This window comes from Streptomyces sp. NBC_00461, from assembly GCF_036013935.1.
Classification (GTDB): domain Bacteria; phylum Actinomycetota; class Actinomycetes; order Streptomycetales; family Streptomycetaceae; genus Streptomyces.
The window spans coordinates 2,306,286-2,325,474 of record NZ_CP107902.1; the positions used below are offsets into that span (position 1 = coordinate 2,306,286).

A 19,189-nucleotide genomic window follows, 5' to 3' on the forward strand; every position below is an offset into this window, starting at 1 on the left:
CGCCTTCTGTCCGAATACGACGGTTGACGTATCGGCGCGCACGCCGGCGCGCATCACGTCAACCCGCCGACGACCTTCCCGTTCAGCACGATCCGCCGGGGCGCCGCCAACACCCGTACGTCGACCCGTGGATCGTCCTCGTAGACGACGAGGTCGGCCGGGGCGCCCTCCTCCAGCCCCGGCCGCCCGAGCCACTTCCGCGCGCCCCACGTCGTCGCCGACAGCGCCTCGACGGGCGGGATGCCGGCGGCGACCAGCTCCGCCACCTCGCCGGCCACCAGGCCGTGGGCGAGGTGACCGCCGGCGTCGGTGCCGACGTACACCGGGATCCCCGCGTCGTAGGCGCCCCGCACGGTGTCGTAGCGGCGCTCGTGCAGCCGCCGCATATGGGCCGACCACTGCGGGAACCTGGCCTCGCCGCCATCCGCGAGCTGCGGGAAGGTCGCGATGTTGACGAGGGTGGGGACGATCGCGACGCCGCGTTCGGCGAAGAGCGGGATGAGGTCGTCCGTCAGGCCGGTCGCGTGCTCGATGCAGTCGATGCCGGCCTCGACCAGGTCCCGCAGGGAGTTCTCGGCGAAGCAGTGCGCGGTGACGCGTGCGCCCAGGCGGTGGGCCTCGGCGATGGCCGCCTCCACCGCGTCCCGCGGCCAGCTGGGGGCCAGATCGCCGAGGTCGCGGTCGATCCAGTCGCCGACCAGCTTCACCCAGCCGTCGCCGCGGCGGGCCTCCTGGGCGACGTACGCGACCAGGTCCTCCGGCTCGATCTCCCAGGCGTAGCCCCGCATGTAGCGGCGGGTGCGGGCGATGTGGCGGCCCGCCCTGATGATCTTCGGGAGGTCCTCGCGGTCGTCGACCCAGCGGGTGTCCGAGGGCGAGCCCGCGTCCCGGATGAGCAGGGTGCCCGCCTCGCGGTCGGTCAGCGCCTGTTTCTCGGCGACGTCCTGCTCGACCGGGCCGTGCGGGCCGAGGCCCACGTGGCAGTGCGCGTCGACCAGGCCGGGCAGGGCCCAGCCCTCGACGGTACGGATGTCGCGGGCGCCGACGGGACGGTCGTAGGAGATCCGGCCGCCGACGACCCACAGTTCGTCACGGACGTCGTCGGGCCCGGCCAGGACCCTGCCCTTCACGTGCAGCACCGCGTGATCGCTCATGGACTGCACCCTAACCAGCGGGCCCGGGCGTCACTGTTGCCAGGGCGGGGGCCCTGCGAAGCCCAGCATGAACACGTCGTAGAGCACCGCGGCCTCGACGCCGAGCGCGGCTCCACCCTGGTGAGCCGCCCAGGTCAGGAAGGGGCGGGGTTCGAAGGCCTGTGCCCCGAGCCCCTTGGTGTATTCGGCGTGGGCGGCCAGGGAGGCGATGCCGCGCTCCAACGGGTCGCCCGTCACGTCCACGCCATGGGTGGGATGCTCGGCGCCGGCGAAGCACACGAAGCGGACGCCGTCCCAGGGTTCGAGGCCCTCGTCGGCGAGTTGAGGGAAGATCCAGCGGTTTCCCGCGTCCCGCGCCGCGTCGAGCGCGGCGAGTCCCACCGCGCGGTGGTCGGCCTGGTTGACCATCCCCGCGACCATGCGCACGGTGTACGGACCCGACACGACGACCTCGGGCCGGTGCCGGCGCACGGCCCGCACGATGTCGCGGCGCAAGGCCGGCCCGTACTCCACGGTCCCGTCGCGGTGGTCGAGGAACTCCACCGTCTCCACGCCCACTTCATGGGCTCCGGCCCGCTCCTCCGCCTCGCGCAGCGGCCCGCACCGGTCCGGGTGCAGTCCGTCGATGCCCGCCTCGCCACGTGTGGCCAGCAGATAGGTGACCCGCTTGCCCTGGGCGGTCCAGCGGGCCACGGCGGACGCCGTGCCGTACTCGATGTCGTCCGGATGAGCCGCCACGGCCAGACAGCGTTCCCAGTCCTCCGGCAGCGGCTGCACCGGGGCTCCCACGCCGAAGGGGCCCGCGTCGTCGAGCGTCGTCATGCCAGGAATGATGGCGGTTGGAGACCCTTGGGCGACAGAGGCGCGTATGCCCCTTTCAGTCGTCCCCGCCCGTCTGCTCGGACGTCTCCTCCTCCACCTCGGCCATCGCCGGGTCGAGGAGCCGGGACAGGAAGTGGCGGGTGCGGTCGTGGGCCGGGTTCGTGATGACCCGGTCGGGACTTCCGTCCTCGACGATCACCCCGCCGTCCATGAAGACCACCCGGTCGGCGACTTCGCGGGCGAAGGTCATCTCGTGGGTGACGACCATCATGGTCATGCCCTCCCGGGCCAGTCTCCGCATGACCGCGAGGACGTCCCCGACCAGCTCCGGGTCGAGGGCCGAGGTCGGCTCGTCGAAGAGCATCACCTCGGGCCCCATCGACAGCGAGCGGGCGATCGCGACGCGCTGCTGCTGGCCGCCGGAGAGGGAGGCGGGGTAGGCGTCCGCCTTCTCCGACAGGCCCACCCGCTCCAGGTTCTCGGCGGCCACCCGTGCCGCCTTCGCCTTGTCCCGCCTCAGCACCCGGCGCTGCGGCAGCGTGAGGTTCTCGGTCACCGTGAGGTGCGGGAAGAGGTTGAACTGCTGGAAGACCATGCCGATACGGCGGCGTACGGCGTCGATGTCGACGTCGGGATCGGTGAGTTCGGTGCCGCCCACGAACACCTGGCCCTTGGTGGGCTCCTCCAGGAGGTTCACGCACCGCAGCAGCGTGGACTTGCCCGAGCCGGACGGGCCGATGACGCACACGACCTCGCCCTGGCCGATCTCCAGGTCGATGCCGCGCAGCACCTCGTTGTCGCCGAAGGACTTGTGCAGGTCCTTGACCTGGATCTCCGGTCGGCTCATTTCACGGCCTCCTGGGCCTTCGTCTCCATGCGGCGCACGACGAAGCCGAGCGGGACGGTCACCAGCAGGTAGCACAGGCCGGCGACCAGGATCGGCGTGGAGTTGGCGGTCGTACTGGCCAGGTCACGGCCGTACTTGGACAGTTCGCGCTCCTCCAGGGTGACGCCGAGGAGCAGGACCAGGGAGGAGTCCTTGAAGAGGATCACGAACTCGTTGGTCAGCGGCGGCAGGATGATGCGGAACGCCTGCGGAATGATGATCGAGACCATGGTCCGGGCGGGCGAGAAGCCGAGCGAACGCGCCGCCTCCGTCTGGCCCTTGGGCACCGCCTGGATGCCGGCGCGGAAGGTCTCCGCCAGATAGGCGGCGCCGACCAGGCCGAGCGCGATGGCGGCCTTGCCGTAGGTGCCGCCGACGATCTCCGTCCCCGGGAAGGCCAGCGGGATCGCGACGCCGATGAAGATGAAGATCAACAGGGCGGGCAGACCGCGGAAGATCTCGATGTAGACGCCGGCGACCCAGCGGTACGGGGCGACGGACGACAGCCGCATCAGCGCCACCACCAGGCCGAGCACCAGGGCGAAGACGAACCCGGACACGGTGTACAGCACGGTGTTCTTCAGCGCCAGGGTGATGACGTCCGGGAACATCTGCCGGGCGATGTCCCACTGGGCGAACTGGTTCTTCAGCCGCCCCCAGTCGGCGCCGACCGCGAAGGCGATCACGGCGGCGACGAAGACGGCGTACTGGACGGCGCGCGACAGGCTTCGCTTCTGACGCCGGGTCAGGCCCTTTTTCTTCGGCTGGAGTGGTACGTCCGTATCGGCCATGGGTCAGGACGCGGAGGTGGACGGGGAGGCGGTGTAGGGGCCGATCCACTTCTCGTACAGCTTCTTGTAGGTGCCGTCGGCCTTGGCGTCCTTGATCGCCTTGTTGATGGCGTCGCGGAGCCGGGTGTTGCCCTTCTTCACCGTGAAGCCGTACTGCTCACCGGTGTTGATGTTGCCTGCCGGCTTGAAGGCGTCCGCGTTGGCCTTGTTCTTCAGCCAGCCCTGGACGACCGGGTAGTCGATGATGACGGCCTTGACCTGGCCGGTGCGCAGGCCGTTGAGGACCGCGTCCGAGGTCTCGAAGGAGACCGGGTCGAAGCCCTGCTTCTTCGCGTAGTCCTCGCCGGTCGTCTGCGCCTGGGCGCCGAGCTTGACCTTCTTGGCCTTCGCGTCGGCGAGCGAGGTGATGCCGCTGTTCTTGTCGACCAGGAGGGCCTGGGTGGCGTCGAAGTACGGGTCGGAGAAGTCGACGTTCTTCTTGCGCTCGGCGGTGATGGTCATGCCGGCCGCGGCCAGGTCGCACTCGCCGGAGTTGAGGAACGCGCCGGTCTTGAAGTTCTCGAAGGGCGTGTCGAGGATCTGCTGCTTCACGCCGAGGTTCTTCGCGACGAGGTCGATCAGCGAGACGTCGAAGCCCTGCACCTTGCCGTCGATCTCCGACTGGAAGGGCGGGTACGGCAGGTGTGTGCAGGTGGTGAGCTGTCCGGCCTTGACGAGCTCGACCCCGCCGGCGGCCGTCTTGCTCCCGCTGCCGCCGCTGCCACTGGAGGTGCAGCCGGAGGCGGTGACAGCCACGAGCGCCAGCCCGGCCGTCGCGGTGGTGGCGGCCAGAACGCGGGTCCGGCGCCCGGAGAACTTCTTCACGGGTGGCCTCCTGTGTGGGAACTGATGGGTTCCGATTATAAGGAGAAGTTTGGGTCGCTCAAATCAAACCGATGGCTACGGGGCTGTCCGGCCTAAGAAGTCGCAAGTGAAGGCATGTGAAGGGAGGGTCACGGGTGGCGGATACCCTCAACCGAGTTGACCACTCATGAGCGAAGAGAGCACCGCCGTGACCCACCCCTTCCTCGATCTGCCCCCGCTGAGCGCAGCGCACTTCGCCTCGGTCGAGGACCGCGTGGCGCGGCTGCTCGGCACCGAGCAGGACGTCGTGATCATGCAGGGCGAGGCGCTGCTGCCGCTGGAAGGCGCGATCCGGGGGACGGCCGGTCCCGGGACGACGGCACTGAACGTCATCACCGGCCCTTACGGTCAGACCTTCGGGAACTGGCTGCGGGACTGCGGGGCGACGGTGATCGACCTCGCGGTGCCCTTCCACACGGCGGTGAGCGCCGGGCAGATCCGGGAGGCCTTCGCCGAGCACCCGGAGATCGACTTCGTCTCCCTGGTGCACGCGGAGGCGGCGACCGGCAACACCAACCCCGTCGCGGAGATCGGGGAGGCCGTACGGGAGCAGGGGGCGCTGTTCCATCTGGACGCCGTGGCCTCCATCGGGGCGGAGCCGGTGCTGCCGGACGCGTGGGGCGTCGATCTGTGCGTCATCGGGGCGCAGAAGGCGATGGGCGGGCCGGCCGGGGTGTCCGCGGTGTCGGTGAGCGAGCGGGCGTGGGCGCGGATGGCGGCGAATCCGCGGGCGCCGCGACGGTCGTACCTCTCGCTGCCGGACTGGAAGGAGCGGTGGATCGACGGCGGACGGAAGGCGCTGCCGCACGCCCCCGCCCAGCTGGAGATGCTGGCGCTTGAGGCGTGTGTCGAGCGGATCGAGGCGGTGGGGCTCAACACGGTCATGGCCCGGCACGCGTCTGCCGCAGCCGCGGCCCGGGCCGGCGCGGTGGCTCTGGGCGCCGGTCTGGAGCCGTATGTGCACGAGGCCCGGGAGGCGGCACCCGTCGCCACGACGCTGAGGACACCTTCGGGGGTCGTCGCGTCGGAGCTGGTGGCGCGGGCTCTGGCGTCGGATCCCACTCTGCCGCTGGCGGCGGGCGGGGGCGCACTGGCCAAGGAGATGATCCGGGTCAACCACTACGGGGCCGATGCGAGGGTCGAGGTGGTGGAGGCGTGCCTGGCAGCGCTGGGCGCCGCACTGGAGGACATCAGGCGCCGCTAATTCCGAGCCCAATTCCGGCATAATTCCCGGCATAATTTCGGAATTCATTTCAGTGCAGCTTCCCGTATTCTTCTGCCCGCTTTTTCCCGGCCTAAACGCAAAGATTCTGCGAACGTCAACCGGGGGAATTCGGGCAGATCTCGTGGGGGTTACCGCCTTGTGACGCGTTACACATGCCGATTGATTTGCCCCCTATTTTCCGGACAGAGTCTCCCATTTCAACCCTATCCTGTGCGATCACTCGCGCCCGCGTGATAACACATGGACCAGCCCTTCGTAACCCACACCGGCGATGCATTTTTAAATTTCCCTCGGTAAATTCAATTCGCATGACTGCCGCGCAAGCAGATCTCCACATCGACCGTCCGCAGGTCGCGGACGGAGCCGCGTTGTGGCGGATTGCCAAGGACTCCAAGGCCCTCGACCTGAACTCGTCGTACAGCTATCTGCTGTGGTGTCGCGACTTCGCCGCCACCTCGGCCGTGGCCCGCGACGGCAACGGCCGGCCGGTCGGCTTCGTCACCGGGTACGTACGGCCGGACCGTCCGCGCACCCTGCTGGTGTGGCAGGTGGCGGTGGACGAGGCGTACCGCGGGCGCGGGCTGGCCGGCACGTTGCTCGACGGGGTGGTCGCCCGGGCCGGTGCCGCACACCGGATCACCGCCGTCGAGACCACCATCACGCCGGGCAACACCGGCTCCGAGCGCCTGTTCACCTCGTTCGCCGAGCGGCACGGTGCCCTCGTGGAGCGCGAGGTGCTGTTCGACGCGGGCCTGTTCCCCGACGGGCCGCACGACCCCGAGGTCCTGTACCGCATAGGCCCCCTCTCCCTGTGAGGCCCTCGGCCTCCCCCGAATCCCCCTGACGACCCCCACGCACTCCCCCACGCAACGAGGAGCGATTCGTCGTGACCATCACCCAGCCCGACCTCAGCGTCTTCGAGACCCTTGAGTCCGAGGTGCGCAGCTACTGCCGCGGCTGGCCCACCGTCTTCGACCGCGCGCAGGGCAGCCGCATGTACGACGAGGACGGCCACGAGTACCTGGACTTCTTCGCCGGGGCCGGCTCGCTGAACTACGGCCACAACAACCCCGTCCTGAAACGGGCGTTGATCGACTACCTGGAGCGGGACGGCGTCACGCACGGGCTCGACATGTCGACCACCGCCAAGCGGTCCTTCCTGCAGACCTTCCAGGACCTGGTGCTGCGGCCGCGCGACCTGCCGTACAAGGTCATGTTCCCGGGTCCGACTGGGACCAACGCCGTGGAGTCGGCTCTCAAGCTCGCCCGTAAGGTGAAGGGGCGCGAGTCCATCGTGTCGTTCACCAACGCCTTCCACGGCATGTCGCTCGGCTCGCTCGCCGTGACCGGCAACGCCTTCAAGCGGGCCGGCGCCGGGATCCCGCTGGTGCACGGCACGCCCATGCCGTTCGACAACTACTTCGACGGCACGGTCGAGGACTTCCTGTGGTTCGAGCGGCTGCTGGAGGACCAGGGCTCCGGACTCAACAAGCCCGCCGCCGTGATCGTCGAGACCGTGCAGGGCGAGGGCGGCATCAACGTCGCACGCCGGGAGTGGCTGCAGGCGCTCGCCGCACTGTGCGAGCGCCAGGACATGCTGCTCATCGTCGACGACATCCAGATGGGATGCGGTCGTACCGGTGCCTTCTTCTCCTTCGAGGAGGCGGGCATCACGCCGGACATCGTCACCGTGTCCAAGTCGATCAGCGGCTACGGACTGCCCATGTCGCTGTGCCTGTTCAAGCCCGAGCTGGACATCTGGGAGCCGGGCGAGCACAACGGCACCTTCCGCGGCAACAACCCCGCCTTCGTCACGGCCACCGCCACCCTTGAGGCGTACTGGGCGGACGGGTCCGCGATGGAGAAGCAGACCCGGGCGCGCGGTGAGCAGGTCGAGCAGGCCTTCATCGCGATCACCGAGGAGAACCTCGCCGACGTCAAGGAGTACCGCGGCCGCGGACTCGTGTGGGGCCTTGAGTTCCACGACAAGGAGCGCGCGGGGCACGTCGCCAAGCGCGCCTTCGAACTCGGGCTGCTCATCGAGACCTCGGGCCCGGAGAGCGAGGTCGTCAAGCTGCTCCCGGCACTCACCATCACCGCCGAGGAGCTGGACGAGGGTCTGAGCATCCTCGCCCGCGCCGTACGCGAAACCGTCTAGCAAAAAGGAGTAGTGCAGCACCGTGATCGTCCGCTCGTTCAAGGACATCGAAGGCACCGACCGCCATGTGAAGGCCGCGTCCGGCACGTGGGAGAGCAAACGCATCGTCCTCGCCAAGGAGAGGGTCGGCTTCTCCGTGCACGAGACGATCCTGTACGCGGGTACGGAGACGTCGATGTGGTACGCGAACCACATCGAGGCCGTCGTGTGCGTCGAGGGCGAGGCCGAACTCACCGACGACGAGACCGGGCAGAAGTACACCATCACGCCCGGCACCATGTACCTCCTCGATGGGCACGAGCGGCACACGATGCGGATCAAGGAGGACTTCCGCTGCATCTGTGTCTTCAACCCGCCCGTGACCGGCCGGGAGGACCACGACGAGAACGGGATCTACCCGCTGCTCACCGAACCCGAGCCCGAGGAGGTGTGACATCACCATGACCACCACCGTCACCGATCTCTACCCCAGCCGCGGCGCCACCGAGGTGTCCGTTGCGCGCCAGGACCCCGTCGTCTGGGGCGCCGCCGGCACTCCCGGCCCGATCCCGGCCACCGGTCTCCAGTCGTTCGAGCGTGATGGCTTCCTCGCCATCGAGCAGCTCATCACGGACGACGAAGTCGCCGTCTACCACCAGGAGTTGGAGCGGCTCATCGCCGACCCGGCGATCCGGGCGGACGAGCGGTCGATCATCGAGCCGAAGTCCAAGGAGATCCGCTCGGTCTTCGAGGTGCACAGGATCAGCGAGGTGTTCGCCAAGCTCGTGCGCGACGAGCGGGTCGTCGGCCGGGCCCGGCAGATCCTCGGTTCGGACGTATACGTCCACCAGTCGCGGATCAACGTCAAGCCGGGCTTCGGGGCCAGCGGCTTCTACTGGCACTCGGACTTCGAGACCTGGCACGCCGAGGACGGCCTGCCCAACATGCGCACGGTGTCCGTCTCGATCGCGCTGACCGAGAACCACGACACCAACGGCGGCCTCATGATCATGCCGGGGTCGCACCGCACGTTCCTCGGCTGCGCCGGCTCCACGCCGAAGGACAACTACAAGCAGTCGCTGCAGATGCAGGACGCGGGCACGCCGTCGGACGAGGCGCTGACCAAGATGGCGAGCGAGTACGGCATCAAGCTCTTCACGGGCAAGGCCGGTTCGGCGACCTGGTTCGACTGCAACTGCATGCACGGCTCGGGCGACAACATCACGCCGTTCCCGCGCAGCAACGTGTTCATCGTGTTCAACAGCGTGGAGAACGAGGCCGTGGAGCCGTTCGCGGCACCCGTCCGCCGGCCGGAGTTCATCGGGGCGAGGGACTTCACACCCGTCCGGTGACCTTCTTCGCAGCGGGCGGCGTCACTGGCTTCACAGCCACGACAGTGACGCCGCCCGCTCCAGTACGTCGCGGACGGCGCCCTCGTCCCCCGTGGTGCGGCGCGGCACCTCTCCGGGGGCGTGGCGGCCGCCGACCAGGAAGCAGAAGTCGACCGGGTCCAGGGCGAGTTCGGCCCGTACCGGTTCGTCCGCCGAGCCCAGCACCCACTGCCCGCCGCCGTCGACGGCGAACAGCACCGGCGGCGCGGTGGGGCCGAGGGCCAGGCCGAGGATGCGGACGGCCAGCCGCACCAGCCGCACCAGGTGCTCGGCGGGCGGCGGCGGGACGGCGAGGCCGAGGGCGCGGCCGATGTCGTCGGTGTGGATCCACGCCTCGAAGGCGCGCACCACGAAGTGGTCGGCCACGGGCAGCCGTACCCCCATCAACATCGTTGCCCTGGCGGCCAGTTCGGGCTCGCGGGCCTCGGGCGCGGCGAGCAGGGCGGCCGCCTGCGCCGCCCAGTCGCCGACCGTCTCCCCGGCGTACGGCCGTGCTCGCGGGCGATGACCTCGTCGGTACGGCGGTTCCAGGCATCCTTCCAGTCCGCGTCCTGATCCGCCGGGGAGGCCGGCACGCGTGCCGAGACGCCGAGCCGCCCGGCGAGCGACTCGTCCGCGGCGAGCAGGTGGGCGACGGTCGCGTGCACGTCCCAGTCGTGCACGACCGGGGTGCCCCAGCGGCCCTCAGCCTCGGGCAGCAGCGCCCTGAGCCCGGCGACGGCCGCGGCATAGGGGGCGGCGTGCGCGGCGACACGGGGCGCGGCGGGGCGGGTGCGCAGGGCGGCGGACAGGACGTCGCCGTGAAGCCTTCCGCCGGTGCCGTCCGACGGCGGCCCGTCCAGCAGTCGTATCGTCTCGCGCAGCCGCTGCGCCTCCGCCGCGCAGCTCGGGCACTCGGCCAGGTGACGCGGAACGGTCTCCTGTTCGGCGGGAGGCAGCGCGCCGAAGGCCCAGGCGGCCAGCAGGTCGCGTACGCCGTCATGCTCGGTGGTCACTACCCGCCTCCTTCCCTGTGGCCATCATGCGCCCCTTTCCAGCGCCGGGTCGGGAGGGTCGGCCAAAGTCTCGGCCAAGGTGCGTAAAGCCGTGCGCAGACGGGTCTTGGCAGTGCCCTCGGGAATGCCGAGTTCGACGGCGGCCTGCCGGTAGGTGCGGCCCGCGAAGTAGGCCAGGTGCACCACCTCCCGCTGGGGCCGCCGGAGTTCGGCGACGGCCGAGTGCAGCCGGAGGGAGCGTTCGCGGTCGACGATCGTCCCGTCGGGGCCGGGGGCGGCGTCGGGGATGGCCTGCAGCGCGGAGTCGTCGGCGTCGGCGTCCTTGCGGTGCCGGGCCTCGCTGCGCACCCAGTCCACGGCCCGCCGGTGGGCGAGCACGGACAGCCAGGTGCGCAGCGAGCCCCGGTCCGCGTCGTAGGCGTAGGGCCTGCTCCACAGCTGGGCGAAGACCTCCTGTGCCACGTCCTCGGCGGCGGCCGCACTGCGGGTGACCCGCACGGCGACCCGCCGCACCAGGGGGCCGTACGCCCTGTACACCTCGGCCAGCGCGGACTCGTCCCCGTACACCAGCCGCCGGTGCAGCTCCGCGTCGGCGGGCTGCGGTACGGGGTTACCGCCCGTGGACTCCACGTGCCCTTCCTGGCGTCCCGGCCGGGACCGCGCCAGTGGTTCAGGGAGACAGGACGTCCAGCAGGCGGTCGACATCGGCGGGTGTGTTGTACAGATGGAAGGCCGCGCGCAGGTTGCCCGCGCGGTCGGAGACCTCCACCCCGGCGGCACTCAACTCGCCCTGGCGGCGCCCGAGTCCCGGTACGGCGACGATCGGCGAGCCGGGGGAGGGGACGCTCTGGTGGCCGAGGGAGGCCAGGCCCGCGCGGAAGCGGTCGGCGAGGGCGAGGTCGTGGGCGCGTACGGCGTCCGTGCCGAGTTCCTCCAGCAGTTCGAGGGAGTGGCGGGCGCCCGCGTAGGAGAAGAGGGCGGGGCTCTCGTCGAACCGCCGGGCGGAGTGGGCGAGTTCGTCGATGGGGCCGTAGCACGCGTCCCAGGGGTGCTCGCCCGCCACCCAGCCGGCGAACAGCGGGGTGAGTCCCCCGAGGTCCTCAGGGACGACCAGGAAGGCCACGCCCCGAGGGCAGACGAGCCACTTGAAGCCGACGCAGGCGGAGTAGTCGTAGGCGTCCGCGTCGAAGTCCAGCCAGCCGGCGGCCTGGGACGCGTCCACGTACGTACGCGCCCCGTGCTCGCGCGCCGCCTCCCGGATCGCGGACAGGTCGGCCACCCGGCCGTCGGCGGACTGCGCCGCGCTGACCGCGACCAGGGCGGTGCCGGGCCGCACCGACTCGGCGATCCGCTCCAGTGGCACGATCCGCACCTTGAGGTCGGACCGGACGTGGAAGGGGTTCACCACGGAGCTGAAGTCGCCCTCGGCGGTGAGGACTTCGGCGCCCTCCGGGAGGGAGGCGGCGATCAGTCCGCTGTAGACGGCGACGGAGGCCCCGGCCGCCACCCGGCGCTCGGGGACGCCGACGAGCCGCGCGTAGGAGGCACGGCTCGCCTCGACGTCCGCGAACATGTCGGTCGGGTCTCCGACCGCGGCCGCCGCCACGGCGGTGCGCATGGCGGCCACGGTGCGCGCCGGTAGCAGCCCGGTGCTCGCGGTGTTCAGATAGGTCTTCTTCGGGGCGAACTCGGCACGGACGCTGCTCTCGAAGGTCGTCTCCATGGCTCCACTGTGAGCCCGGGAGAAGTCATAGTCCATTGCCGATTTATACGTGGTACCGCTAAGCGGTGCTTATAGATCCGCCCCCACCTGCACGTATCAGTGCTGCGGCACCGCGCACCCGTCCGGGCCGCATGCCTCCGCGCCGCCCGCTGCGCCTTCGTCGAGCAGCTTCAGCGGCGAGCGCTCGCCCCACGCCTGGGTCAGCGCCTGGGTGAAGACCTCGGCGGGCTGGGCGCCGGAGACGCCGAACTTGCGGTCGAGGACGAAGAAGGGCACGCCGTTCGCACCGAGTTCGGCGGCCTCGCGCTCGTCGGCGCGGACCTCGTCGGCGTACGCGGCCGGGTCGGCGAGCACCTTGCGGGCGTCCTCGGCCGCAAGGCCGGCGGCCACGGCCAGCTCCACCAGCCGTTCGTCGCCCTCGGTGAACAGCGACCGCTCCTCGGCGAAGTTCGCCTTGTACAGGGCCTGGATGAGTTCGTCCTGCCGGCCCTGCTCCTTGGCGAGGTGCAGCAGGCGGTGCATGTCGAACGTGTTGCCGTGGTCGCGGTCCCGGGTGCGGTACTCCAGGCCCTCGGCGGCGGCCTGCGTGCCCAGGTTCTCCTCGCCCGCCTGCGCCTGCGCCGCGCTCATGCCGTACTTCTTGGTGAGCATGGTGATCACCGGCTGGACGTCACCCTTGGCGCGGCCCGGGTCCAGCTCGAAGGAGCGGTGCACCACCTCGACCTGGTCGCGGTGCGGGAAGGCGTCGAGGGCCTTCTCGAAGCGGGCCTTGCCCACGTAGCACCACGGGCACGCTATGTCCGACCAGATCTCGACCTTCATGTTCTCTCCAGCTCGTACGGGTACGGAGGTCCCCTCCGCCGAGTGGATGAACGTTCAAGCAGCGAGGATCATTCCCCGGGCACCGCATACCGCAGGTACCGGTGATGGTCCCCGGGCGTCGGCGGGTTCTCCGGGTCCGGGATCCAGCCCTGGCCGGCGTAGAAGGCCTGGGCGCGCTCGTTGTCCACGTGCACGTCGAGGACGGCCGTGTGTCTGCCGTCGGCCTGCCACTGCTCGACGCATGCGGCGTGCAGGGCCGTGCCGACGCCGGAGCGCCACTGGTCGGGTTCGACGTGGAACTGGAACAGCTTGACCGTTTCTGCGGGGGCGCCGTCCGCGGTGCGGAACGAGGCGATGCCGACCAGGCGGGCGTCGCGCACCGCGCACAGCACCTGGCCTTCGGGCCGCTCGATGGCCCGGCTCCAGGCGGCCGGCCAGTCGTGGCCGTCGTCCGGGAGGCCGTCCGGGTAGTAGGTGGAGCGGGCGCGCACGTGCAGCGCGGCGACGGCCGCGGATTCCGCCGCCAGGGCGGTTCTGATCACCAGGGAGTCGACGGTCCGGTTCGCTCTGATCATGCAGCGGAGGACGTGCCCTCGGCGATCGCGGTTCCCAGCCGGGTGAACTGCACCCGGTACGCGCTCGGCGTCAGACCCGTCCGGCGCACCACGTGGGCACGCAGCGAGTCGGCCGTGCCCAGACCGCAGGCTCGGGCCACCTGGTCCATGGGCAGGGTGGTGCTCTCCAGGAGTTCCCTGGCACGCTCGATGCGCTGGTGCAGCAGCCACTGCAGGGGGCTGACACCGCTCTCGGCGTGGAAGCGGCGGGTGAGCGTGCGGACCGAGACTCCCGCGTGGCGGGCCAGGTCGGTCAGGGTGAGGGGCTTGTCGAGGTTGCGCATGGCCCAGCCGCGGGTGTCGGCGCAGGCATGGCCGCGCTCGGGCGGCAGCGGAGTGTGGGCGAACTGGGTCTGGCCGCCGGGCCGTACGGGCGCCACCAGGGTGAGGCGGGCGACCTCGTTGGCGACGGCGGCGCCGTAGTCGGTGCGGATGACGTGCAGGCAGAGGTCGATGCCGGCGGCGTAACCGGACGCCGTGACGTACGGGCCGTCCTGGACGTACAGCACGTCACCCTGGAGGTCGACCTGCGGGTACCGTCTGCGCAGCTCCTCGGCGTGCGCCCAGTACGTCGTGGCCCTGCGGCCCTGGAGCAGGCCCGCCTCGGCGAGCTGGAAGGCGCCGGTGCACAGGGACGCGATCCGCTTTCCGGCGTCGTCCGCCTCGCGCACGGCGGCCACGATCCGCGGGTCCGGCTCGTAGGGCGCACCGGTGCCCGCGACGACCACCGTGTCCGCCTCCAGCACGGCCCCGAGACCGTGGCGCACGTACAGGTCGATCCCTGCGCTGGTGGGAACCGGCCCCGGCTCGGCGGTGCAGATGACCACCTCGTAGCCCGGCCGCCCCTCCACCCGGACCTTGCCGAACAGCAGCTCGGGGATGGCCAGGTTGAACATCGAGACGGGCGACGGCGCGATCACCGCGATGCGGTGCGGGACGAGCTCCTCGGACATGGCCAGAACCTCCGGATGCATGGCATTCAGGCCACTACTGTACGACGCCGGGGATCCACAGCATGGACGCATGACGACGAACCAGATCGCGAGGCGCGATGAACTCGCCTCCCCAGAACGCGAGTTGCAGCCCAAGAGGCCCTCCCCCGCGCTCACCCTCACCGCCGCGCTCCTCGGCTTCGCGCTGATCTGCCTCGACGCGTCCGTGGTGAACGTGGCCCTGCCCGCGATCGGCTCCTCCCTCGGCGGCGGAATGGCCGGCCTGCAGTGGGCGGTGGATGCCTACACCCTGCCGTTCGCCGCGCTGATGCTGTCCACCGGCGCCTTCTCGGACCGGGCGGGGGCGAGCCGTGCCTTCGCGCTCGGAACCACGGTCTTCACGCTCGCCTCGGCGGCCTGCGGACTGGCGCCGAACCTGGCGGCCCTCATCGGGGCCCGGGTGGTGCAGGGCATCGCGGCGGCCGTGGTGCTCCCGGCCTCGCTCGCGCTGGTGCGACAGGCGTTTCCCGAACCGGCGCGGCGGGCGCGGGCGGTGGCCACGTGGGCGGCGGGCGGTTCGACGGCGGTGGCGTTGGGTCCGGTGGCGGGCGGTCTGCTGACCACGGCCTGGGACTGGCGCGGGATCTTCTTCGTCAATCTGCCGCTGGGGGCGCTGATCCTGGCCCTGCTGGTACGGGCCCCGCGCTCGGAGCGCCGGCCGGCACCGCTGGATCTGCCGGGGCAGGTGACGGCGGTCGTGGCGCTGACGGCCCTCACGTTCGCGGTGATCGAGGGTGGCGCGGCCGGGTGGGCGGCGCTTGCCGTGGCCGTCGCGGCGGCCGTCGTGTTCTGGCGGGTCGAGGCCCGCAGCCCTCATCCGGTCGTGCCGCTCGGCCTGTTCCGCAATCGGACGGTGGCCGTGGCGGTCGCCGCGGGAGCGGCGGTGAGCGTGGCCTTCTACAGCGTGGTGTTCGTCTTCTCGCTCTTCTTCCAGCAGGTCCAGGGCTTGTCCGCGCTCCGCGCCGGGCTGGCGTTCCTGCCCATGACGGGCCTGATCGCGGTGACGAACCTGGTGGCGGGCAAGCTCGCGGGGCGCTACGGCGCGCGGCTGCCGATGCTGGTGGGGCAGGCGCTGGCGGTCGTAGGGCTGCTCGTCCTGCTGTACGTCGACGCCGGCACGTCTTCCGTGCTGGTGGCCGTGCTGCTCGTGCCGCTGGCGCTGGGGTGCGCGCTGGCGGTGCCGCCGCTGACCGCCGTGATGATGGATGCGGTGGCGGTGGAGCGGGCGGGGCTGGCGGCCGGTGTGCTCAACGCTGCGCGGCAGGTGGCGGGGGGCCTTGGGATTGCCGTCTTCGGGACGCTGGTGTCCGGGGGGTTCGCGGAGGGGATGCGGTTGGCGTTGGTGATCAGTGCGGGGGCGCTCGTGCTGACGGGTGCGGCTACGTCTCGGTTGCGGTAGTGCTGGGGGCTGCCGCCCCCAGACCCCCGCTTCGGCCCTGAAGGGGCCTCGTCCTCAAACGCCGGACGGGCTGAATTGCAGCGACCGGCGTCCCCGAAGAACCGACGGGCTGAGTTGCAGCGGCCTGCGGCTCCGAAGAACCGACAGGCTGAGTTGCAGCCGCCGACGTCCCCGAACAACCGACAGGCTGAGTTGCAGTGGCCGGCGGCTCCGAAGAAACCGACGGGCTGAGTCAGCTGCCGTCTCTCAGGTCCGCCGGCCAGTTGTCCCTGAACTCGATGTGGTCGTACGTCACCACGCACCCCGCCCCCATCGGCGACTGCGTCATGAAGCCGACCAGGGCGGCGCCCGTCTCCTTCTCCGGGCCCAGGGTGAAGAGCCGGACGAAGGTCCAGTGCTTGCCGTCGCGGGAGGCGTGGAAGGCGAAGGCACGTCCGGTGCGGCTCACTCGGAGCCAGACCGAACTGCCGTCCACGCTGAAGGAGTTGGCGTCGTCGGAGTGCCCCCGGGTGACCACCGTGCAGACGGTGGGGACGTCCGGGGAGTACTCCAGACAGAGCTTGGCCCAGGCCCGCTCGCCGACGTGGACGTACAGCACCCCGGCGTCGAAGGCCCCGGCGAACCCGACCGTGACCCGGGCGATCAGCTGGAAGTCGCCTTCGGGCGCCCCGAGCAGGCGAGGCGCGTCGGAGGCGGGCTCCAGGGCCTCGTCGGTGGGCGGCACGAAGCGGTCCTGCCGGGACCCGGCCCATCCGCTGAGGATCCCGTCCTCGTAGGACCAGTGCCCGTCGGGGCCGTAGGTGCGGAGGGAGAAGGGCAGTTCGGGAAGTTCGACGTCCATCCACCGAGTCTCTCAGTCGAATGTGCGGGCCAAGGGGCGCGGGGCTGCATCCACCGCGCCCCTGCCCGTCAGCGTTCCAGGCGCCCGTTGAAGCGGCGGGGCAGCCCCAGCGGGTTGTCGTCGCGCAGCTCGGGCGGCAGGATCGCCTCGGGTGCCGTCTGGTACGTCACCGGCCGCATCCAGCGCTCGATCGCCGTACCGCCGACGGACGTCGACGTGGACGTGGTCGCCGGGTACGGACCGCCATGGTGCTGGGCGGCCGCGACCGCGACACCCGTCGGCCAGCCGTTCACCAGGACACGGCCCGCGAGCGGGGTCAGCTCGGCCAGGAGTTCCGCGCCGCGGCCCTCGCCGGCCGCCTCCTCCGAAGACAGGTGAACCGTCGCCGTGAGGTTGCCCGGCAGCCGCGACAGCACTCCCTGGACCTCGGCCTCGTCCTCGTAGCGGGCCACGACCGTGACCGGCCCGAAGCACTCCTCGAGGAGCAGGTCGTACTGGCCTTCCTGCGCCAGCTTGTCCGCCGACACCGTGAGGAAGCCCGCGCTCACCGTGTGCTCGCCGCCCGCGCCCGGCGTCACCGGGGAGTCCACGTCGGGGAGTTCGGTGCGCTCGGCGACTCCGGCGATGAAGTTGTCGCGCATGCGGTGGTCCAGCAGGACCCCCGCCTCGGTGTCACTCACCGCGTCCGTCAGGGACTTCACCAGGCGGTCGCCCGCCGCACCGGACGGAGCGAGCACCAGGCCGGGCTTCACGCAGAACTGTCCGACGCCCAGGGTCATCGACCCGGCGAGCCCCGTGCCGATCGCCTCCGCACGCTCCGCCGCAGCGGCCTCGGTGACGACCACGGGGTTCAGGGAACCCAGCTCGCCGTGGAACGGGATCGGCACCGGACGCGCGGCGGCCGCGTCGAAGAGGGCACGGCCACCCCGTACGGAACCGGTGAAGCCGGCCGCCGAGACCAGCGGGTGCTTGACCAGCTCGACGCCCGCCTCGAAGCCGTGGACCAGGCCGATGACGCCCTCGGGAATGCCGTGCGCGGCGGCGGCCCGGCGCAGCACCTTGGCGACCAGTTCGGACAGGGCCGGGTGGTCGGGGTGGGCCTTGACGACGACCGGGCAGCCCGCGCCGAGCGCGCTCGCGGTGTCGCCGCCGGCGACCGAGAAGGCGAAGGGGAAGTTGGATGCCGAGTAGACGGCGACGACGCCCAGCGGCACCTTGTAGCGGCGCAGGTCCGGGATCGGCGGGGTCGCCGTGCCGTCCGGGTGGTTGATGATCACGTCGAGGAAGGCGCCCTCGTCGACGATGTCCGCGAAGGCCCGCAGCTGGTAGCAGGTGCGGGCGAGTTCGCCGGTGAGGCGGACCGGGCCGAGAGCGGTCTCCGCGTCGGCGGTCTCGACGAGCCCGTCCTTCGCGGCTTCGAGCTGCTCGGCGGCGGTGCGCAGGAAGGCCGAGCGCACCGCACGGTCGGCGAGCGCGCCGCGCGCCGCGAGCGCGGCCCGGACAGCGGCGTCCACCTCCTGGGTTGTGGCCTCCACCGCAACCTGTTCACGCTGCTTCCCGGTACGGGGGTCGACACTCCAGACTGGTGCTGCTGCCACCGCGGGTCCCTCCAGGTATATCTGGGTCATTCACCAGGCCCGTTCGATATACTGAACGCTGTCTCTGATGATGAATATGCTGTTGGAGACTATTTCCCGTCGAACGAAGGGGTCAAGGGCGATGTCGGTAGCCGAGACAGGCGGCGGGGCGCAGGTCAAGTCCGCGGTACGGACCGTTGAACTGCTCGAGTACTTCGCCGGTCGCCCCGGTATGCACTCCCTGGCGTCGGTCCAGGAAGCCGTCGGGTATCCCAAATCCAGCCTGTACATGCTACTGCGCACCCTGGTGGAGCTGGGCTGGGTGGAGACGGACGCGACGGGCACGCGGTACGGCATCGGGGTGCGGGCGCTGCTGGTCGGCACGTCGTACATCGACGGCGACGAGGTGGTGGCGGCGGCCCGGCCGACGCTCGACCGGCTGTCGGACGACACCACGGAGACCATCCACCTGGCCCGCCTGGACGGCACGAACGTCGTGTATCTGGCCACCCGCCAGTCGCAGCACTATCTGCGCCCGTTCACGCGGGTGGGCCGCCGCCTGCCCGCGCACTCCACCTCGCTGGGCAAGGCGCTGCTGAGCACGTACACGGACGAGCAGGTCCGCAAGCTGCTCCCGGAGACGCTCCCGGCGCTCACCGAGAACACCGTCACGGACCGGGAGAAGCTCATCGAGGAGCTGCGTCAGATCCGGGACCAGGGTTTCGCCGTGGACCGCGAGGAGAACACCCTGGGCCTGCGCTGCTTCGGAGTCGCCATCCCGTATCGCACTCCGGCGCGTGACGCGATCAGCTGCTCGGTTCCGGTGGCGCGGCTGACTCCCGCGCACGAGCAGTTGGTGAAGGACGCGCTGTTCGACGCGCGGGACCGGCTGACCCTGGCGACCCGCAGGCTCTGAC

General features: G+C 70.8%; 19 protein-coding genes and 1 pseudogene. 7 read left to right on the top strand and 13 right to left on the bottom strand.

Going from position 1 to position 19,189, the window contains the following annotated elements:
• Window positions 1-53: 53 nt before the first annotated feature.
• The 5 genes from OG870_RS11025 to OG870_RS11045 are packed head-to-tail and all read right to left on the bottom strand — an operon-like array spanning window position 54 to window position 4,517.
• A complete protein-coding gene (locus tag OG870_RS11025) occupies window positions 54-1,154 on the bottom strand; it encodes an amidohydrolase family protein (protein ID WP_266841185.1) in 1,101 nt (366 codons plus the stop codon).
• A 30-nt stretch (window positions 1,155-1,184) separates the two neighbouring features.
• Window positions 1,185-1,976 carry a PIG-L deacetylase family protein gene (locus tag OG870_RS11030; protein WP_266841183.1) on the bottom strand — a complete coding sequence of 264 codons (792 nt, stop codon included), beginning with the start codon at window positions 1,974-1,976 and terminating at the stop codon, window positions 1,185-1,187.
• A 55-nt stretch (window positions 1,977-2,031) separates the two neighbouring features.
• A complete protein-coding gene (locus OG870_RS11035; RefSeq protein ID WP_266511985.1) occupies window positions 2,032-2,823 on the bottom strand; it encodes an amino acid ABC transporter ATP-binding protein in 792 nt (263 codons plus the stop codon).
• Window positions 2,820-3,653 carry an amino acid ABC transporter permease gene (locus tag OG870_RS11040; protein WP_266511988.1) on the bottom strand — a complete coding sequence of 278 codons (834 nt, stop codon included), beginning with the start codon at window positions 3,651-3,653 and terminating at the stop codon, window positions 2,820-2,822. The genes OG870_RS11035 and OG870_RS11040 overlap by 4 nt, the downstream gene beginning before the upstream one ends.
• 3 nt (window positions 3,654-3,656) lie before the next feature.
• Window positions 3,657-4,517, bottom strand: a complete 861-nt coding sequence (locus OG870_RS11045) for an ABC transporter substrate-binding protein (protein WP_266585594.1) — start codon at window positions 4,515-4,517, stop codon at window positions 3,657-3,659.
• Window positions 4,518-4,683: 166 nt separating this feature from the next.
• Here OG870_RS11045 and OG870_RS11050 point away from each other — a divergent pair, with 166 nt between their 5' ends.
• The 5 genes from OG870_RS11050 (at window position 4,684) to thpD (ending at window position 9,270) form a co-directional block, all read left to right on the top strand.
• Window positions 4,684-5,760: a pyridoxal-phosphate-dependent aminotransferase family protein gene (locus tag OG870_RS11050; protein ID WP_327690831.1), complete on the top strand. Its 1,077-nt coding sequence runs from the start codon at window positions 4,684-4,686 to the stop codon at window positions 5,758-5,760.
• Between the two features lie 329 nt (window positions 5,761-6,089).
• Complete coding sequence (ectA, locus tag OG870_RS11055; protein ID WP_266511997.1) at window positions 6,090-6,596, top strand: diaminobutyrate acetyltransferase; 507 nt, start codon at window positions 6,090-6,092, stop codon at window positions 6,594-6,596.
• A gap of 71 nt (window positions 6,597-6,667) precedes the next feature.
• Window positions 6,668-7,939 carry a diaminobutyrate--2-oxoglutarate transaminase gene (ectB, locus tag OG870_RS11060; protein WP_266511999.1) on the top strand — a complete coding sequence of 424 codons (1,272 nt, stop codon included), beginning with the start codon at window positions 6,668-6,670 and terminating at the stop codon, window positions 7,937-7,939.
• 22 nt (window positions 7,940-7,961) lie between these two features.
• Window positions 7,962-8,372 (top strand): ectoine synthase, encoded by a 411-nt coding sequence (locus OG870_RS11065; protein WP_266512001.1) that lies wholly within the window; start codon window positions 7,962-7,964, stop codon window positions 8,370-8,372.
• Window positions 8,373-8,379: 7 nt separating this feature from the next.
• Window positions 8,380-9,270, top strand: a complete 891-nt coding sequence (thpD, locus tag OG870_RS11070) for an ectoine hydroxylase (protein WP_327690832.1) — start codon at window positions 8,380-8,382, stop codon at window positions 9,268-9,270.
• Window positions 9,271-9,300: 30 nt separating this feature from the next.
• On the opposite strand, the pseudogene OG870_RS11075 reads toward thpD, so the two are convergent.
• From OG870_RS11075 to OG870_RS11100, 6 genes and pseudogenes are all read right to left on the bottom strand, one after another.
• Window positions 9,301-10,304, bottom strand: a pseudogene (locus OG870_RS11075) (maleylpyruvate isomerase family mycothiol-dependent enzyme).
• Between the two features lie 24 nt (window positions 10,305-10,328).
• Window positions 10,329-10,934 carry an RNA polymerase sigma factor gene (locus tag OG870_RS11080; RefSeq protein ID WP_327690833.1) on the bottom strand — a complete coding sequence of 202 codons (606 nt, stop codon included), beginning with the start codon at window positions 10,932-10,934 and terminating at the stop codon, window positions 10,329-10,331.
• Window positions 10,935-10,974: 40 nt separating this feature from the next.
• Window positions 10,975-12,063: an aminotransferase class V-fold PLP-dependent enzyme gene (locus tag OG870_RS11085; protein ID WP_266512021.1), complete on the bottom strand. Its 1,089-nt coding sequence runs from the start codon at window positions 12,061-12,063 to the stop codon at window positions 10,975-10,977.
• A gap of 60 nt (window positions 12,064-12,123) precedes the next feature.
• Entirely contained in the window at window positions 12,124-12,849 is a 726-nt protein-coding gene (locus OG870_RS11090) for a DsbA family oxidoreductase (RefSeq protein ID WP_266512023.1), read from the bottom strand.
• 68 nt (window positions 12,850-12,917) lie between these two features.
• Window positions 12,918-13,424, bottom strand: coding sequence for a GNAT family N-acetyltransferase (locus tag OG870_RS11095; RefSeq protein ID WP_327690834.1), 507 nt, complete (start codon window positions 13,422-13,424; stop codon window positions 12,918-12,920).
• Complete coding sequence (locus OG870_RS11100) at window positions 13,421-14,416, bottom strand: GlxA family transcriptional regulator (protein WP_327690835.1); 996 nt, start codon at window positions 14,414-14,416, stop codon at window positions 13,421-13,423. The genes OG870_RS11095 and OG870_RS11100 overlap by 4 nt, the downstream gene beginning before the upstream one ends.
• 70 nt (window positions 14,417-14,486) lie before the next feature.
• Between OG870_RS11100 and OG870_RS11105 the strand changes: the two genes are divergently transcribed.
• Window positions 14,487-15,854, top strand: coding sequence for an MFS transporter (locus OG870_RS11105; protein WP_266512031.1), 1,368 nt, complete (start codon window positions 14,487-14,489; stop codon window positions 15,852-15,854).
• A gap of 232 nt (window positions 15,855-16,086) precedes the next feature.
• Here the strand turns inward: OG870_RS11105 and OG870_RS11110 are convergent, their stop codons facing one another.
• Both OG870_RS11110 and OG870_RS11115 read right to left on the bottom strand, forming a co-directional pair.
• Window positions 16,087-16,695, bottom strand: coding sequence for a DUF1349 domain-containing protein (locus OG870_RS11110; RefSeq protein ID WP_266585584.1), 609 nt, complete (start codon window positions 16,693-16,695; stop codon window positions 16,087-16,089).
• Between the two features lie 68 nt (window positions 16,696-16,763).
• Window positions 16,764-18,293, bottom strand: a complete 1,530-nt coding sequence (locus tag OG870_RS11115; RefSeq protein ID WP_266512036.1) for an aldehyde dehydrogenase (NADP(+)) — start codon at window positions 18,291-18,293, stop codon at window positions 16,764-16,766.
• 121 nt (window positions 18,294-18,414) lie between these two features.
• On the opposite strand from OG870_RS11115, the gene OG870_RS11120 reads away from it, so the two are divergent.
• Window positions 18,415-19,188 carry an IclR family transcriptional regulator gene (locus OG870_RS11120; RefSeq protein WP_266512039.1) on the top strand — a complete coding sequence of 258 codons (774 nt, stop codon included), beginning with the start codon at window positions 18,415-18,417 and terminating at the stop codon, window positions 19,186-19,188.
• The last annotated feature ends 1 nt before the right edge of the window (window position 19,189 follow it).

Bases quoted from the DNA above. Each gene is read 5' to 3' on its own strand.
- OG870_RS11035 (WP_266511985.1), bottom strand. From the start codon at position 2,823: ATGAGCCGACCGGAGATCCAGGTCAAGGACCTGCACAAGTCCTTCGGC.
- OG870_RS11090 (WP_266512023.1), bottom strand. From the start codon at position 12,849: ATGAAGGTCGAGATCTGGTCGGACATAGCGTGCCCGTGGTGCTACGTG.
- OG870_RS11040 (WP_266511988.1), bottom strand. From the start codon at position 3,653: ATGGCCGATACGGACGTACCACTCCAGCCGAAGAAAAAGGGCCTGACC.
- thpD (WP_327690832.1), top strand. From the start codon at position 8,380: ATGACCACCACCGTCACCGATCTCTACCCCAGCCGCGGCGCCACCGAG.
- OG870_RS11085 (WP_266512021.1), bottom strand. From the start codon at position 12,063: ATGGACTATGACTTCTCCCGGGCTCACAGTGGAGCCATGGAGACGACC.
- OG870_RS11030 (WP_266841183.1), bottom strand. From the start codon at position 1,976: ATGACGACGCTCGACGACGCGGGCCCCTTCGGCGTGGGAGCCCCGGTG.
- OG870_RS11095 (WP_327690834.1), bottom strand. From the start codon at position 13,424: ATGATCAGAGCGAACCGGACCGTCGACTCCCTGGTGATCAGAACCGCC.
- OG870_RS11025 (WP_266841185.1), bottom strand. From the start codon at position 1,154: ATGAGCGATCACGCGGTGCTGCACGTGAAGGGCAGGGTCCTGGCCGGG.
- OG870_RS11110 (WP_266585584.1), bottom strand. From the start codon at position 16,695: ATGGACGTCGAACTTCCCGAACTGCCCTTCTCCCTCCGCACCTACGGC.
- OG870_RS11120 (WP_266512039.1), top strand. From the start codon at position 18,415: ATGTCGGTAGCCGAGACAGGCGGCGGGGCGCAGGTCAAGTCCGCGGTA.
- OG870_RS11105 (WP_266512031.1), top strand. From the start codon at position 14,487: ATGACGACGAACCAGATCGCGAGGCGCGATGAACTCGCCTCCCCAGAA.
- OG870_RS11100 (WP_327690835.1), bottom strand. From the start codon at position 14,416: ATGTCCGAGGAGCTCGTCCCGCACCGCATCGCGGTGATCGCGCCGTCG.
- OG870_RS11050 (WP_327690831.1), top strand. From the start codon at position 4,684: ATGAGCGAAGAGAGCACCGCCGTGACCCACCCCTTCCTCGATCTGCCC.
- ectA (WP_266511997.1), top strand. From the start codon at position 6,090: ATGACTGCCGCGCAAGCAGATCTCCACATCGACCGTCCGCAGGTCGCG.